The 13,758-nt window shown below is 63.3% G+C and carries 17 protein-coding genes; 3 read left to right on the forward strand and 14 right to left on the reverse strand.

The window, feature by feature from the left end; all coding sequences use genetic code 11:
* Positions 1–52 precede the first annotated feature (52 nt).
* From M5G11_RS04155 to ubiE, 9 genes are all read right to left on the reverse strand, one after another.
* On the reverse strand, positions 53–760 hold the full coding sequence (locus M5G11_RS04155; RefSeq protein WP_273912475.1) for a 16S rRNA (uracil(1498)-N(3))-methyltransferase: 708 nt from the start codon (positions 758–760) through the stop codon (positions 53–55).
* The gene (gene tatC / locus M5G11_RS04160) at positions 757–1,548 is read right to left on the reverse strand and encodes a twin-arginine translocase subunit TatC (RefSeq protein WP_273912474.1); all 792 of its coding nucleotides are present in this window, start codon (positions 1,546–1,548) and stop codon (positions 757–759) included. Before tatC ends, M5G11_RS04155 begins: the two co-directional genes overlap by 4 nt.
* The gene (gene tatB / locus M5G11_RS04165; RefSeq protein WP_273912473.1) at positions 1,545–1,952 is read right to left on the reverse strand and encodes a Sec-independent protein translocase protein TatB; all 408 of its coding nucleotides are present in this window, start codon (positions 1,950–1,952) and stop codon (positions 1,545–1,547) included. The genes tatC and tatB overlap by 4 nt, the downstream gene beginning before the upstream one ends.
* Before the next feature lie 4 nt (positions 1,953–1,956).
* The gene (locus M5G11_RS04170) at positions 1,957–2,226 is read right to left on the reverse strand and encodes a twin-arginine translocase TatA/TatE family subunit (protein WP_273912472.1); all 270 of its coding nucleotides are present in this window, start codon (positions 2,224–2,226) and stop codon (positions 1,957–1,959) included.
* 25 nt (positions 2,227–2,251) lie between these two features.
* Complete coding sequence (locus tag M5G11_RS04175; protein WP_116551330.1) at positions 2,252–2,587, reverse strand: phosphoribosyl-ATP diphosphatase; 336 nt, start codon at positions 2,585–2,587, stop codon at positions 2,252–2,254.
* A 1-nt stretch (position 2,588) separates the two neighbouring features.
* Positions 2,589–2,981: a phosphoribosyl-AMP cyclohydrolase gene (gene hisI, locus M5G11_RS04180; RefSeq protein WP_273912471.1), complete on the reverse strand. Its 393-nt coding sequence runs from the start codon at positions 2,979–2,981 to the stop codon at positions 2,589–2,591.
* Positions 2,982–3,053: 72 nt separating this feature from the next.
* A complete protein-coding gene (gene ubiB, locus M5G11_RS04185; RefSeq protein WP_273912470.1) occupies positions 3,054–4,658 on the reverse strand; it encodes a ubiquinone biosynthesis regulatory protein kinase UbiB in 1,605 nt (534 codons plus the stop codon).
* Positions 4,655–5,278, reverse strand: coding sequence for a ubiquinone biosynthesis accessory factor UbiJ (locus tag M5G11_RS04190; protein ID WP_273912469.1), 624 nt, complete (start codon positions 5,276–5,278; stop codon positions 4,655–4,657). Before M5G11_RS04190 ends, ubiB begins: the two co-directional genes overlap by 4 nt.
* Complete coding sequence (gene ubiE, locus M5G11_RS04195) at positions 5,278–6,048, reverse strand: bifunctional demethylmenaquinone methyltransferase/2-methoxy-6-polyprenyl-1,4-benzoquinol methylase UbiE (protein ID WP_273912468.1); 771 nt, start codon at positions 6,046–6,048, stop codon at positions 5,278–5,280. The genes M5G11_RS04190 and ubiE overlap by 1 nt, the downstream gene beginning before the upstream one ends.
* A 124-nt stretch (positions 6,049–6,172) precedes the next feature.
* Between ubiE and M5G11_RS04200 the strand changes: the two genes are divergently transcribed.
* The 3 genes from M5G11_RS04200 to M5G11_RS04210 all read left to right on the forward strand — a co-directional run bounded on the left by M5G11_RS04200 (position 6,173) and on the right by M5G11_RS04210 (position 7,817).
* A complete protein-coding gene (locus M5G11_RS04200; protein WP_273912467.1) occupies positions 6,173–6,448 on the forward strand; it encodes a polyhydroxyalkanoic acid system family protein in 276 nt (91 codons plus the stop codon).
* Positions 6,449–6,637: 189 nt separating this feature from the next.
* Positions 6,638–7,060, forward strand: coding sequence for a phasin family protein (locus M5G11_RS04205; RefSeq protein WP_273912466.1), 423 nt, complete (start codon positions 6,638–6,640; stop codon positions 7,058–7,060).
* A gap of 10 nt (positions 7,061–7,070) precedes the next feature.
* Positions 7,071–7,817: a phasin family protein gene (locus M5G11_RS04210; RefSeq protein WP_273912465.1), complete on the forward strand. Its 747-nt coding sequence runs from the start codon at positions 7,071–7,073 to the stop codon at positions 7,815–7,817.
* A gap of 176 nt (positions 7,818–7,993) precedes the next feature.
* Here M5G11_RS04210 and M5G11_RS04215 read toward each other — a convergent pair whose 3' ends face one another.
* The 5 genes from M5G11_RS04215 to M5G11_RS04235 all read right to left on the reverse strand — a co-directional run bounded on the left by M5G11_RS04215 (position 7,994) and on the right by M5G11_RS04235 (position 13,748).
* Positions 7,994–8,608 (reverse strand): TetR/AcrR family transcriptional regulator, encoded by a 615-nt coding sequence (locus M5G11_RS04215; protein WP_273912464.1) that lies wholly within the window; start codon positions 8,606–8,608, stop codon positions 7,994–7,996.
* Positions 8,609–8,622: 14 nt separating this feature from the next.
* A complete protein-coding gene (phaC, locus tag M5G11_RS04220) occupies positions 8,623–10,305 on the reverse strand; it encodes a class II poly(R)-hydroxyalkanoic acid synthase (RefSeq protein ID WP_273912463.1) in 1,683 nt (560 codons plus the stop codon).
* Between the two features lie 121 nt (positions 10,306–10,426).
* Positions 10,427–11,278 (reverse strand): poly(3-hydroxyalkanoate) depolymerase, encoded by an 852-nt coding sequence (phaZ, locus tag M5G11_RS04225; RefSeq protein WP_273912462.1) that lies wholly within the window; start codon positions 11,276–11,278, stop codon positions 10,427–10,429.
* A 61-nt stretch (positions 11,279–11,339) separates the two neighbouring features.
* A complete protein-coding gene (phaC, locus tag M5G11_RS04230) occupies positions 11,340–13,019 on the reverse strand; it encodes a class II poly(R)-hydroxyalkanoic acid synthase (protein ID WP_273912461.1) in 1,680 nt (559 codons plus the stop codon).
* 351 nt (positions 13,020–13,370) lie between these two features.
* Positions 13,371–13,748, reverse strand: coding sequence for a gamma-butyrobetaine hydroxylase family protein (locus M5G11_RS04235; protein ID WP_273912460.1), 378 nt, complete (start codon positions 13,746–13,748; stop codon positions 13,371–13,373).
* Positions 13,749–13,758: the final 10 nt, after the last annotated feature.

Consider the following 13,758-nt stretch of genomic DNA (forward strand, 5'->3'; position numbering starts at 1 on the left):
TGTTTTTATTTTGTTGCCAACTGCATCGGCGTCGATCGCGGAAACTGAAGCCCTAGAACAATCGCGCGAGCAGGGCGGTGACCGCCGTTTCCACACGCAGGATGCGTTCGCCCAGTTGCACCGGGGCCAGGCCTGCCTTGCCCAGCAAATCGACCTCGTAGGGGATCCAGCCGCCTTCCGGGCCGATTGCCAGGGTCACCGGCTCATCCAGCCCGCGCGGGCACGGCGGGTGGTTGCCGGGGTGGCCGACCAGGCCCAGGGTGCCGCTGGCAATGGCCGGCAGGCGGTCTTCGACGAAGGGCTTGAAGCGCTTCTCGATGATGATCTCGGGCAGCACGGTATCGCGGGCCTGTTCAAGGCCGAGGATCAGTTGCTCGCGAATCGCCTCGGGTTCGAGGAAGGGGGTTTGCCAGAAGCTCTTTTCCACCCGGTAGCTGTTGACCAGGATGACCTTCGGCACGCCCATGGTGGCGACGGTCTGGAACACCCGGCGGAGCATCTTCGGGCGCGGCAGGGCGAGTATCAGGGTCAGCGGCAGCTTGGCCGGTGGTGGCTGGTCGAAGCTGACACCCAGCTCCGCCTCATGGCCTTCCAGGCGCAGCACCGTGGCCTGGCCCATCAGCCCGCCGAGGCGGCCGACGCGCAGCGTGTCACCCACCGCTACGCGGTGGATTTCCTGCATATGGGTGAAGCGACGATCGCCCAGCACCACACGGTCGGCTGCGACAAAGTCGGCCTCCTCGAGCAGCAGCAGGTTCACGCCTGGGTCGCTGGCGGCTGGTCGTTGTGGTCATCCGCCGCTTCGTCGTCACGTTGGCTGCGCTTGCGGATCAAGCCGCCGAACAGCACGCCGATCTCGAACAACAGCCACATGGGCACGGCCAACAGGGTTTGCGAGAAGATGTCCGGCGGGGTCAGGACCATGCCGACCACGAAGCAGCCGATGATCACGTATGGGCGGATCTTCTTCAGGTACTTCACGTCGACCACGCCGATCCAGATCAGCAGGATCACCGCCACCGGGATCTCGAAGGCCACGCCGAAGGCGAAGAACAGCGTCATGACGAAATCGAGGTAGCTGGCGATGTCGGTCATCATCGACACGCCTTCCGGCGTGGCGCTGGCGAAGAAGCCGAAGATCAGCGGGAACACCAGGAAGTAGGCAAAGGCCATCCCGGCGTAGAACAACATGATGCTCGATACCAGCAGCGGCACCGCAATGCGTTTTTCATGGCGGTACAGGCCCGGCGCAATGAAGCCCCAGATCTGGTGCAGGATCACCGGGATCGCCAGGAACAGCGAGACCATCATGGTCAGCTTGAACGGCGTGAGGAACGGCGAGGCCACGTCGGTGGCGATCATCGTGGCATTGGCCGGCAGGTGCGCGCGCAACGGCGCCGACACCAGGGTGTAGATCTGCTGCGCGAAAGAGAACAGCCCGGCGAAGATCAGGAAGATGGCCGCGACACAGCGCAACAGGCGCGTGCGCAACTCGGTGAGGTGCGAAACCAGCGGCATCGGCTGGTCGTGTTCCGGAATATCGCTCATGGGGCTCGCGGCGGCTGTGTCGGTTCGGTGGAGGTCGGGGCAGGGCTGGGCGCTGGCGCTTCAGAGGTGGCCGGCGGCGTGACCACAGGTGCCGGTTCTGCCGGCATGGCGGCAAGCGGCTCGCTGCCAGGCGTGGTCGCCGGCTCTGGCTTGACGGTTTCCGGGTTGAGAATGCGCCGGGCTTCCTGCTCCATGGAGAGGATGTGCTCGTTGTGCAGCTGGCGCCGGATATCGTCGGCGCCGATCTCGCGTTCCACTTCCTGCTTGATCGCGTTGAAGCTGCGCTTCAGCCGGCCGATCCACAGGCCTGCGGTGCGTGCGGCGCCAGGCAGGCGCTCGGGGCCGAGCACCAGCAGGGCGACCAGGCTGACAAGCAGCAACTCACTGAAGCTGATCCCGAACATGTGCTCACTCTTTCCTGGTCGGCTCTTCGACCTTGTGCGCCTGACCTTCGAAGGTCTGCGGCTGGTTCAACGGTGCGCTGGCTTGCGGCTGGGCCGGCTGGACCGGCTGCACGGTAGGTTCGGCGGGCTTGTCTTCTTCTTCGTTCATGGCCTTCTTGAAGCCCTTGATCGATTCGCCCAGGTCGCTGCCGAAGTTCTTCAGCTTCTTGGTGCCGAACACCAGTACCACCACGACCAGCAGGACAATCCAGTGTTTCCAGTCAAAAATACCCATGGTGCAATCCCTCGAATGATTTCAGTTACGCCGATGGCTGGCGCGCCGCTTTTTCGTCGTGGCCGGACAGGCCGAAACGGCGGTCCAGTTCATCCAGCACCGCCTGTGGGTGCTGGCCAAGGGCGCTGAGCATCACCAGGCTATGGAACCACAAGTCGGCGGTCTCGTAGATGACATCGCTGTAATCACCGCTGTGAGCGGCATCCTTGGCGGCGATGATGGTTTCTACCGATTCCTCGCCAACCTTTTCCAGAATCTTGTTCAGGCCCTTGTGATAAAGGCTAGCAACGTACGAGCTGTCCGGGGCCGCGCCTTTGCGGGCCTCCAGTACTTCGGCCAGACGGGTCAGGGTATCGCTCATGTCAGTGTCCTGCGTTGTAGATGGCATGCGGGTCCTTGAGTACCGGGTCGACGGTTTTCCAGTCGCCGTTCTCGAAGACGCGATAGAAGCAGCTTTCACGGCCGGTGTGGCAGGCGATATGGCCCAGTTGCTCGACCATCAGGATGATCACGTCGGCATCGCAGTCCAGGCGCATTTCATGCAGTTTTTGCACGTGCCCGGATTCTTCGCCTTTGCGCCACAGTTTGCCACGCGAGCGTGACCAGTAGATGGCGCGCTGCTCGGCGGCGGTCAGGCTCAGGGCCTCGCGGTTCATCCAGGCCATCATCAGCACGCGCCCGGTCTTGTGGTCCTGGGCGATAGCAGGTACCAGGCCATCGCTGTTCCAGTTGATCTCGTCCAGCCAGTCTTTCATGTTCGACTCCAAAAATGGCCACGGTCCCGCGCCGATGCCACGTGCTAGTGTGCCAGCGCCGGGCGCGGCTGGCTATCGACGCACGACCAGGTAGAGACCGGCCGCCAGCATCAGCCAGGCGGGCCAGGCAGCCGGGGCACTGAGGCTCACGGCGCCGGCAGCGAGGGTCGCGCCACCGGCCAGCAGGCTGGCACCGAGCAGGCGCAGGGCCCAGCTGTCGCTGTGCTTCCAGGACGGCGCGGGGTCGTTGAGGTGGGGCTGCGACAGGCGCTCGAGCAGGTCGCGGGTCATGCCGGCCAGGTGCGGCACCTGCTCGACCTGGCTGTGCAGGTTCTGCAGCAGCGACTTGGGGCTGACGCGGTCGCGCATCCAGCGTTCGAGGAACGGCTGGGCGGTGCTCCACAGGTCCAGGTCCGGGTACAGCTGGCGGCCCAGGCCTTCGATGTTGAGCAGGGTCTTCTGCAACAGCACCAACTGCGGCTGCACTTCCATGTTGAAGCGCCGGGCAGTCTGGAACAGGCGCATCAGCACCTGGCCGAAGGAGATGTCCTTGAGCGGTTTCTCGAAGATCGGCTCGCACACGGTACGGATCGCCGCTTCGAACTCGTTGAGCTTGGTATGCGCCGGCACCCAGCCGGAATCGATGTGCAGCTGCGCCACGCGGCGATAGTCGCGTTTGAAGAAGGCAAACAGGTTGCGCGCCAGGTAATCCTGGTCTTCCGGGGTCAGGCTGCCGACGATGCCGCAGTCGATCGCGATGTACTGCGGGCTCCACGGCTTGACGGTGCTGACGAAAATGTTGCCCGGGTGCATGTCGGCGTGGAAGAAGCTGTCGCGGAACACCTGGGTGAAGAAGATCTCCACGCCGCGCTCGGCGAGCATCTTCATGTCGGTGCGCTGGTCGGCGAGGGTGGCCAGGTCAGTGACCTGGATGCCGTAGATGCGCTCCATCACCAGCACTTTCGGCCGGCACAGGTCCCAGTACACCTGGGGCACGTACATCATTTCCGAGCCTTCGAAGTTGCGTCGCAGCTGGCTGGCGTTGGCCGCCTCGCGCAGCAGGTCGAGCTCGTCGTAGATGGTTTTCTCGTAGTCACCGACCACTTCCACCGGGTGCAGCAGGCGCGCATCGGCCGACACCCGCTCGGCGCCACGGGCGATCAGGAACAGCCAGGCCAGGTCTTGGGCAATCACCGGCTTGAGACCTGGGCGCACCACCTTGACCACGACTTCTTCGCCGCTCTTGAGCTTGGCCGCATGCACCTGGGCCACCGAGGCCGAGGCCAGCGGTTCGACGTCGAAACGGCTGAACACCTCGCCGACCTTGGCACCCAGTTGCTCCTCAATCAGCGCCACGGCTTTTTGCGGGTCAAACGGCGGCACGCGGTCCTGCAGCAGCATCAGCTCATCGGCGATGTCGGCGGGCAGCAGGTCGCGGCGGGTGGACAGCAACTGGCCAAACTTGATGAAGATCGGCCCCAGGTCCTGCAAGGCCATGCGCAGGCGCGCGCCACGGCTGAGTTCCAGCGGCTTGCGCGGGAACCAGCGCCACGGCATGGCGTAGCGCAGGGCCATCAGCCACCAGGGCAGGGGCAGGTCGAACAGCAGGTCATCGAGACGGTAGCGAATCACGACGCGCTGGATGCGCAACAGACGGCGGACGGCAAGCAGCTTCATGCGTTATCGCTGGTATCAAGGGATCGGGCAAGGCGCTCGATGCGCGCCTCAAGGCGTTCTATGTCGACTTTTAGCGCGTCGAGTTCGCTGAAGCGGGCCTCGGCTTCACGCTGGCCGACCAGGGTGCGGGCTTCTTCGGCCAGGTATTCGGACAAATTGCGGTTCAGGCTGCTGAAGCCTTCGCGGGTCCAGCGGGCACGGCTTTTCAAATGACCACTGATCAGCTGGGTAGCCACCGGGCCGAGCCAGCGCGAGAGTTCGTACTCCCAGTCCAGCTCCAGGTCCTGCAGTACCCCGACCAGGTCGAGGAGCACCGCGCTGTCGCCTTCAAGCTCGACCTGCGGGCTGTGCAGCACGGCGGTCTTGTCCTTGCTCAGGGCCAGTTGCATCAGGCTGGAGGCTGGCGCACGCAGGGTGCAGTCAGCGTCGCTGCCCCACTGGCTGGCCAGCAGCAGGCCTTCATCGCTGGGCAGGATGAACAGCTGCAGGGCGGGCTGGCGGCAGTCGATGGCAATTACCTTGCCTTCGAGTGGCGCCAGGCGCGGCAGCGCAGTGCTGTCCAGGCGCAGCACACGGTTGAGGCCGTGTTCGACGCTGGCGAGAAGGCCGGCCAGCAGCATCAGGGCTTGATGCCGCGGTGCAGGGCGACGATACCGCTGGTCATGTTGTGGTAGGTGACGCGGTCGAAGCCGGAGTCGACCATCATGGCCTTGAGGGTTTCCTGGTCGGGGTGCATGCGGATCGATTCGGCCAGGTAGCGGTAGCTTTCCGAGTCGTTGGTGATCAGCTTGCCGGCCAGCGGCATGAAGGCGAACGAGTAGGCGTCGTAGACCTTGGACATCAGCGCGTTGGTCGGCTTGGAGAACTCCAGCACCAGCAGGCGCCCGCCCGGCTTGAGCACGCGCAGCATCGAGCGGATGGCGTCGTCCTTGTGGGTCACGTTGCGCAGGCCGAAGGCGATGGTCACGCAGTCGAAGTGGTTGTCCGGGAACGGCAGTTTTTCCGCGTCGGCCTGGACGAACTCGATGTTGCCGGCCACGCCACGGTCGAGCAGGCGGTCGCGACCGACCTTGAGCATCGACTCGTTGATGTCGGCCAGTACCACCTGGCCGGTCGGGCCGACCAGCTGGGAGAACTTGGCGGCCAGGTCACCGGTACCGCCGGCGATGTCCAGCACGCGGTTGCCGCTGCGCACACCGGACAATTCGATTGCAAAACGTTTCCACAGACGGTGCATGCCGACGGACAGCACGTCGTTCATCAGGTCGTACTTGGCGGCGACGGAGTGGAACACCTCGGCGACTTTTTCGGCCTTCTGGCTTTCCGGCACGTTGGTGTAGCCGAAGTGGGTGGTGGGTTCGGCGTGGTCGCCTTTGCGCTGGTCGTTCATATCGCTTCACCGGAAAAAATTACTGGCCATTCTAGGGCGTACGGCTGCATTTGTCTTGGCGGGGTGTGTCGCAGGTGGGGCAGGGGCATAATAGGAGTATGCCCTTCTTGCCAGGATTGATTGAATGACCCAGATCAGCGTCGAACGTAAACACAACCTGGGGCGTGAAGCCGCACGGCAGAAAGCCGAGGCCCTGGTCGACAAGCTGGCCCGCGAGTACGACCTCAAGGCCAGCTGGAACGGCGACCGGGTCGAGGTCAAGCGCAGCGGCGCCAATGGCAGCATCCAGATCGGCGAGGACACCATTCGGGTGGAGCTCAAGCTGGGCATGATGCTGTCGATGATGGGCGGTACCATCAAGGGTGAGATCGAGCGAGCCCTGGACAAGGCCCTGGCTTGATTACGCGTCGCCTGCAATCGCCGGCAAGGCCGGCTCCCACAGGATTTGTGGGCGCCGGCCTTGCCGGCGATGAACCCGCCACAAATCCTGCCTTAGGGTGAGGATTCTAATTTTCCTCCCTACCCTGTGCTCAGGCCCGACATTCTCGGGCAGTTCCTACATCCCATTCATGAGTGTGAGGTGCAGAGCATGGCTAAAGTGACCCTGAAGAAAAAAGACGACGCCCCGGGCAGCACGCTCGGCGAAGTGCGTGGCTACGCACGCAAGATCTGGCTGGCAGGCCTGGGTGCCTACACCCGTGTCGGTCAGGAAGGCGCCGATTACCTGAAAGACCTGGTCAAGGCTGGCGAGTCCATCGAAAAACGTGGCAAGAAACGCCTCGATGCCGAACTGGATGCCGCCAACAGCGAGATCGTCTCGGTGAAGCAAGAACTCACCAGCGTGAAGGGCAAGGTCGAAGTTCAACTCGATAAAATCGAAAAGGCTTTCGACACACGGGTCGCCAGCGCCTTGAATCGTATCGGCATTCCGTCTAAACATGACGTGGAGGCACTTTCTGCCAAGCTCGAAGAGCTGACGGCGTTGCTCGAACGTGTCGCACGCAAACAATAAGGAGAGCGGGATGGCTGGCAAGAAGAAAGTAGAGAAGGAAGGCAGCTCCTGGGTCGGCGAGGTCGAGAAATATTCGCGTCAGATCTGGCTGGCAGGCCTGGGGGCATACTCCAAGATCAGCAACGACGGCAACAAGCTGTTCGACACCCTGGTCAAGGACGGCGAAAAAGCCGAGAAGCAGGCCAAGTCCGCAGTCGACGACACCGTCGATTCGGCCAAGGCGTCCGCCAAGTCGGCGAAGTCGCGTGTTGGCGACGTCAAGGACCGCGCGCTGGGCAAGTGGAGCGAGCTGGAAGAGGCGTTTGATAAGCGCCTGAACAGCGCTATTTCGCGTCTGGGCGTACCGAGCCGCAACGAGGTCAAGGCACTGCACCAGCAGGTCGACACCCTGACCAAGCAGATCGAGAAGCTGACCGGCGCCTCGGTCAAGCCTGCTTCGGCCAAACCGGCAGCGACCAAAACCGCAGCCAAGCCACTGGCCAAGGCGGCGCCAAAAGCGGCGGCCAAGCCAGCGGCTAAAACGGCGGCGGCCAAGCCTGCAGCCAAAGCGGCAGCGGCGAAACCTGCTGCCAAGCCGGTAGCAGCCAAGCCAGCAGCCAAACCGGCTGCGCCGAAGAAGCCAGCGGTGCGCAAGGCTCCGGCCAAGCCGGCTGTTGCCAAGCCGGCAGCACCGGCCGCCTCGGCCGCCCCGGCGCCAAGCGCGGCACCCGCAGCGCCAGCGCCGTCGGCACCGGTGAGCCCGATCAGTCAGGTTTGATTGACCTGGCTGTAATCAAAACGCCCGGCCATGTGCCGGGCGTTTTGTTTTCAGGCATCCCCCCTCTGCAGGTGGCATACATCCCCGTGGGAGCCGGCCTTGCCGGCGATGGGCTCAACACTGGCTTCATCGCCGGCAAGGCCGGCTCCCACAGGGTTAGGGTGGTGTCTTGCCGACTAGGCCTCCAGATACCGCAAGGCCAACCGCTCGGCTGCCTGCCGCGAGCCACTTTCAAGGTGTGGCGCCACCAGCATCATCACCTGGTACACAACAATCCCCACTTCCCCGTCCTTGGCCAGCACCCGCTGGTAATCCAGCGAAAACAGCAAGGTCAGGGTGATCTGCTCCACCAACTGCCCCAGCGCCTGCGTCCCGCTGGTCACCTGGCCCTGCGCCTTGAGGCTGGCCAGCAACGAGGCCAACGTACGCTTGAGGGCATTGATCAGGTTGCGCATCCCGCGCGCCAGCTTCTGCAAACGCCCGGTGAGGTTCGACAGGTCCTGGAACAGGAACCGGTACTGCGCCATCCGCTCAACAATCAAATGCAGGAACAGCCAGTAATCCTCGGCGTCCAGCTGCACCTCCAGCGGCGGGTCGAGCAGCGGCGTCAGCTCATCCTCAAAACGCTCGAACAAGCCCAATACCAGCGGCTCCTTGCCATGGAAGTGGTAGTACAGGTTGCCTGGGCTGATGCCCATTTCGTTGGCGATTTCCAGTGTCGAGACATTCGGTTCGCCCTGCTGGTTGAACAGCTGCAGGGCGCACTCGAGAATACGGTCGCGGGTTTTCATCCATCACTTCTTGCTCAGCGCACCAGGACGTAGTTTCCGGGGGCGGGGTCCATGGGAGGGTAAGTCGCGCTGCCCAGGGTGGCCTGGGTGTCGCGTTGAACGCCAGAGCGCTCCTGAATCCAGCTCAACCACTGCGGCCACCAACTGCCGTCCACCTGCTTGGCATCGTAATACCAGGCACGCGGGTCGCTGCTCAGCCGAGGGTTGTCGACGTAATGCGCCTTGGGGTTGCCCGGCGGGTTGAGAATGCTCTGCACATGCCCGGCATTGGACAGGATGAAACGCCGGTCGCCGCCCAACAGCAGGGTCGAGCGATACACCGCATCCCACGGGGTAATGTGGTCGTTGCTGCCGGCCACGCTGAAACTGTCCACCGTGACCTTCTGCAAGTCGATCGGCGTACCGCACACCTCAAGCCCGGAGGCATGCGCCAACGGGTTGTACTTGAAGAAGTCCAGCAGGTCGCCATGCAGCGCCGCAGGCAAGCGGCTGTTGTCGTTGTTCCAGTAGAGAATGTCGAACGCCGGCGGCGCCTTGCCGAGCAGGTAGTTGTTGACGAAGTAGTTCCAGATCAAATCGTTTGGGCGCATCCAGGCAAAGACTTTCGACATTTCCCGGCCATCCAGCACGCCATGCTGGTAGGAGCGGCGCTTGGCCGCTTCCAGGGTCTGCTCATCGGCAAACAGGGTCGCCGGGCTGTCCAGCTGGCTGTCGAGCAGGCTCACCAGGTAGGTTGCGCTGTGCACCCGACGCAGCTGGCGCTTGGCCTGCAAGTGCCCTTGCAGGGCGGCCATGGTCAAGCCACCGGCGCAGGCGCCAAGCAGGTTGACGTCGCGGCTGCCGGTAATCGAGCGGCAGGCGTTCATGGCTTCCTCGACCGCGGCGACATAGGTCGACAGCCCCCATTCGCGGTGGCGCGGGTCGGGGTTGCGCCAGCTGATCATGAAGGTCTGCAGGCCGTTCTTGAGCATGTACTGGACGAAGCTGTTCTGCGGGCTGAGGTCGAAGATGTAGAACTTGTTGATCTGCGGCGGCACCACCAGCACCGGGCGCGCGTACTGTTTTTCGCTCATCGGCTTGTACTGGATCAGCTCCAGCAGCTCGTTGCGAAACACCACCGCACCCGGGGTGGTGGCGAGGTTGCGACCCACCTCGAAAGCATTGTCGTTGACCTGGCGCGGCATGCCGTCGTTGTGGCGCAGGTCATCGAGCAGGTGGCTGAAGCCGCGCACCACGCTCAGGCCACCGGAGTTGAACAGCTCCTTGAGCGCCACCGGGTTGAGCAGGGTGTTGCTCGGCGCCAGGGCGTCATTGAGCAGCGAGAACAGGAAGTGTGCCCGTGCCCGGTCGTCAGGCTTCATCTGGCTTTCATCGATCCACTGGCGGGTCTGCTTCTGCCAGCTCAGGTAGGCCTGCAAGCTGCGCCGGTAGAACGGGTTCTGGCTCCAGGCCGGGTCATTGAAGCGGTTGTCGCGCGGGCTGGGCTGGTGCGGCACGTCGCCGAGCAACACGCGCCCCAGTTGCCCGCCGAACGCCAACAGGTGCTTGGCCGTGTGCAGGGGGTGGCGCAGGCTGTGACGGCTGACACTGCGCAAGGTCGAGACCAGGTCGCGACCACGCAGGCCAGTGATCGCGCTTTGCACATCGATATAGGTGGCGGGGGCCGAAACCACTCCCTTCGCGGGTTTGTCTTTCATCAGGCAACACTCCGTCGTCGAGCCATCAACAAACTGTTCAATGCAAGAGCGACACCAACCCCGGCCAGCGCACTCGCAATACCTGGCGATCCTGCCGGGGTGCAAGTGATGGGCGGTGGGGTCAGGCGCTCGGGGCGGGCCGTGGGTGCATGACGGCGCGTTGCCGCTCCTGCTGCAGGAATTTCATGATGATCGGGGCTACAGCCTCGGCCCGGGTAATCAGAAACAGATGACCATCGTCGATTATGTGTAGCTGGGCATTGGGAATTCGCCAGGCCAGCAGGCGCATATTGATCAGCGGGATCAACGGGTCGTCGTCGCCGGCCAGCACCAGGGTCGGTTGCTGGATCTTGTGCAGCCAGTGGATGCTGGTCCAGCCGAGGCCGGCGAACAGCTGCCAGTAATAGCCGAGCTTGCCGCCGGAACGCACCTTGGAGGCGTGCGACAGCGCCAGGTCCGGGTCGCGGCGAAAGCTGCCGCCGTAGATCTGCGGGGCGATGCGAATGACATGCGACGGCTGCACATAGCGTCGCGGGCTGGCCATCAACCACAGCACCTTGGGCTTGCCCGGCACCATCACCGCACCGGCGGCGGTGGCCGCCAGCACCAGCTTCTTGCAGCGCTCGGGGTAGTCATGGGCGAACTGCTGGGCCAGCGCCCCGCCCCAGGACACCCCGATCACGTTGACCTGGCCATAGTCGAGGTAATCGAGCATGCGTGCAGTCAGCTTGGCCAGGCCGGGAAACCGGTACGGGTGACGCGGCGTGGACGAGCCACCGACCCCCGGCACATCGAAGGCAATGACTTCCAGGTCCGGGTCGAGTGCCTGGATAAACGGGAATACCAGCTCCAGGTTGGCGCCGATGCCGTTGAAAATGAGCAAAGGCGTCAAGTGCGGCTTGCCGGGGCGAACCGCGGTGCGGAGGGTCTGGCCATCCAGGTCGACGGTTCGAAAGATGTACGGTTGCGGCATGCGCGTGCCCTGTAGTCCGTGAAGCACCGCACCCTGGCAAACAGGGCGCGGCGAGCCGTTATCAACGTTCGTGAACGTAGGTCCCTGGCGAGGCTTCGCCGGCCGGGTAGGCCTTGTTGCCGAAGCTGGCAGGGGCTTTCTTCAGCTTGCCCGAGCGTTCTTCCAGCCAGGTTTGCCAGTACAGCCACCAGGAATCGGTGTGCTTGGTCGAGTTCTCTTGCCAGTCGGTGGCCAGCGCCGGCATTTCAGTGCTGGTCATGTAGCGCGCCTTGGGGTTGCCCGGCGGGTTGAGGATGCTCTGGATATGCCCGCTGTTGGACAGCACGAACTCCACCTTGCCGCCAAACAGCTGGGCCGACTTGTAGCACGACTGCCACGGGGTGATGTGATCGTTGGTACCCGCCAGGCAGAAGATATCGGCGGTCACCTGCTTGAGGTCGATCGGCGTGCCGCACACTTCCAGTGCATCGGAACGGATCAGTGGGTTGTTTTTGAACATTTCGATCAGGTCGCCGTGGAAGGCGGCCGGCAGGCGCGTGGTGTCGTTGTTCCAGTAGAGGATGTCGAACACCGGGGGCTCGTTGCCCAGCAGGTAGTTGTTGACCCAGTAGTTCCAGATCAGGTCGTTGGGCCGCATCCAGGCAAACACCTTGGCCATGTCGCGGCCTTCGAGCACCCCGGCCTGGTAGGAGTGGCGCTTGGCGGCCTCCAGGGTCTGTTCGTCGACAAACAGCGCGACCTGGGTGTCCAGGGTGGTGTCGAGCACGCTGACCAGCAGGGTCATGGCGTTGACCTTCTTCTCACCCAGCGCCGCATAGTGGCCCACCAGCGCGGTGCAGGTGATGCCGCCGGAGCAGGCGCCGAGCATGTTCAGGTCTTTGCTGCCGGTGATCGCCAGCACTGCATCGACGGCTTCCTTCAGCGCATCGATGTAGGTCGACAGCCCCCACTCGCGCTGCGACTTGGTCGGGTTGCGCCAGCTGACAATGAACGTCTGCACCGTGGCGCGCAGGCAGAAGCGCGCCAGGCTCTTCTCCGGGCTGAGGTCGAATACGTAGAACTTGTTGATCTGCGGTGGCACCACCAGCAGCGGGCGCTCATGCACCTGTTCGGTGATCGGGCGGTACTGGATCAGCTCCAGCACGTCGTTGCGAAACACCACCGAACCTTCGCTGGTGCCCAGGTTCTTGCCGACCTCGAAGGCCTCCATGTTCACCTGGCTGGGCATGCCGCCGTTGTGCACCATGTCCTTGGCGAGGTTCGACAGGCCGTCGAGCAGGCTCTTGCCGCCGGTCTCGAAGAAGCGCTTGACCGCCGCCGGGTTGGCCGCCGTGTTGGTCGGCGCCATGGCCTCGGTCATCAGGTTGATGACGAAGTGGCCGCGGCTGATGTCCTGGTCGGACAGGTTGCTGCTGCCGATCCAGTCATGCAGCTCCTTGCGCCAGGCCAGGTAGGTCTGCAGGTAGCGGCGATACAGGGGGTTCTGGTTCCAGGCCGGGTCGCTGAAGCGACGGTCGTCGCCCTCGGGTTGCAGGCTGGACTTGCCGAAGATCACATCCTTGAGTTCCATGCCGAAATGCGCGACATGCTTGGCACTGTGCAGCGGTTGACGAATGGCCTGGCGCAGCACCATTCGAGCAGAAGTCAGCAAATCCTTGCGGCGCAAGCCTATGACCGGGTTCAGACCCAGGGTGTTTTCCGAGGCTTGGCGCTGCAGGTCATCGTTATTCTTGTTACTCATCTACGACGCTCCGTTGTCCTGAGACGAGTACCGGTTGTGCTGTGGGCGATACACAGACGAATGCCCGGTACTACTGCTCGGGTGACCAGTGATAACGAACTGCGGTCCTGCGGCCGGATGCAAACGACGATGAGCATTGCGGGGTTGTTCTGCGTGTGAAGACAGCCTGCTTTCGCTCGCGACCTCTACATTCCGGCCAGATCCCTGCGTGCTGACAATGCAGGGAGCTTGCCATATCCATTGGTTACCCGACTTTCCAGTGTTGCGCAAGCCGGCCAATCATTGGCCGGTGCCAGTGGCATTCAAGCAGATTGATTTAGAAAATGCGCTCTAATCAGGAAGAGTAGCGGGCTAGAGCATCAACTTGATGACAGACTCGGACGGATCGCGGGATTTTCCTGCCGCGCGCAACTCGTCGAGGTAGTCGGCCCACAGTTCCTCCTGACGCAGGCACAGCTGCTCCAGGTATTCCCAGGTGAACAGGCCGCTGTCATGGCCGTCGTCGAAGGTCAGTTTCAGTGCGTACTGGCCGGCGGGCTCGATCTGCGTCAGGCCGACGCCGAGCTTGCCGTATTGCAGGATGGGGTTGCCATGGCCCTGGACCTCGGCGGAAGGGGAGTGCACGCGCAGCAGCTCTGCGGGCAGGTGGTAGACCTCGTCGGGCCCGTAGGTCAGGCTCAGGGTCTTGGAGGCTTTGTGCAGGTTGATGCCGGTAGGAAGACGAGCCATAAAGTTCAGG

This window comes from Pseudomonas fontis (genome assembly GCF_028656955.1).
GTDB classification, from domain to species: Bacteria; Pseudomonadota; Gammaproteobacteria; order Pseudomonadales; family Pseudomonadaceae; genus Aquipseudomonas; species Aquipseudomonas fontis.

Bases quoted from the DNA above. Each gene is read 5' to 3' on its own strand.
- ubiB (WP_273912470.1), bottom strand. From the start codon at position 4,658: ATGAAGCTGCTTGCCGTCCGCCGTCTGTTGCGCATCCAGCGCGTCGTG.
- M5G11_RS04205 (WP_273912466.1), top strand. From the start codon at position 6,638: ATGGCTAAAGTGACCCTGAAGAAAAAAGACGACGCCCCGGGCAGCACG.
- tatB (WP_273912473.1), bottom strand. From the start codon at position 1,952: ATGTTCGGGATCAGCTTCAGTGAGTTGCTGCTTGTCAGCCTGGTCGCC.
- M5G11_RS04200 (WP_273912467.1), top strand. From the start codon at position 6,173: ATGACCCAGATCAGCGTCGAACGTAAACACAACCTGGGGCGTGAAGCC.
- phaZ (WP_273912462.1), bottom strand. From the start codon at position 11,278: ATGCCGCAACCGTACATCTTTCGAACCGTCGACCTGGATGGCCAGACC.
- hisI (WP_273912471.1), bottom strand. From the start codon at position 2,981: ATGAAAGACTGGCTGGACGAGATCAACTGGAACAGCGATGGCCTGGTA.
- phaC (WP_273912463.1), bottom strand. From the start codon at position 10,305: ATGAAAGACAAACCCGCGAAGGGAGTGGTTTCGGCCCCCGCCACCTAT.
- M5G11_RS04210 (WP_273912465.1), top strand. From the start codon at position 7,071: ATGGCTGGCAAGAAGAAAGTAGAGAAGGAAGGCAGCTCCTGGGTCGGC.
- phaC (WP_273912461.1), bottom strand. From the start codon at position 13,019: ATGAGTAACAAGAATAACGATGACCTGCAGCGCCAAGCCTCGGAAAAC.
- ubiE (WP_273912468.1), bottom strand. From the start codon at position 6,048: ATGAACGACCAGCGCAAAGGCGACCACGCCGAACCCACCACCCACTTC.
- M5G11_RS04175 (WP_116551330.1), bottom strand. From the start codon at position 2,587: ATGAGCGATACCCTGACCCGTCTGGCCGAAGTACTGGAGGCCCGCAAA.
- M5G11_RS04235 (WP_273912460.1), bottom strand. From the start codon at position 13,748: ATGGCTCGTCTTCCTACCGGCATCAACCTGCACAAAGCCTCCAAGACC.
- M5G11_RS04170 (WP_273912472.1), bottom strand. From the start codon at position 2,226: ATGGGTATTTTTGACTGGAAACACTGGATTGTCCTGCTGGTCGTGGTG.
- M5G11_RS04190 (WP_273912469.1), bottom strand. From the start codon at position 5,278: ATGCTGCTGGCCGGCCTTCTCGCCAGCGTCGAACACGGCCTCAACCGT.
- tatC (WP_273912474.1), bottom strand. From the start codon at position 1,548: ATGAGCGATATTCCGGAACACGACCAGCCGATGCCGCTGGTTTCGCAC.
- M5G11_RS04215 (WP_273912464.1), bottom strand. From the start codon at position 8,608: ATGAAAACCCGCGACCGTATTCTCGAGTGCGCCCTGCAGCTGTTCAAC.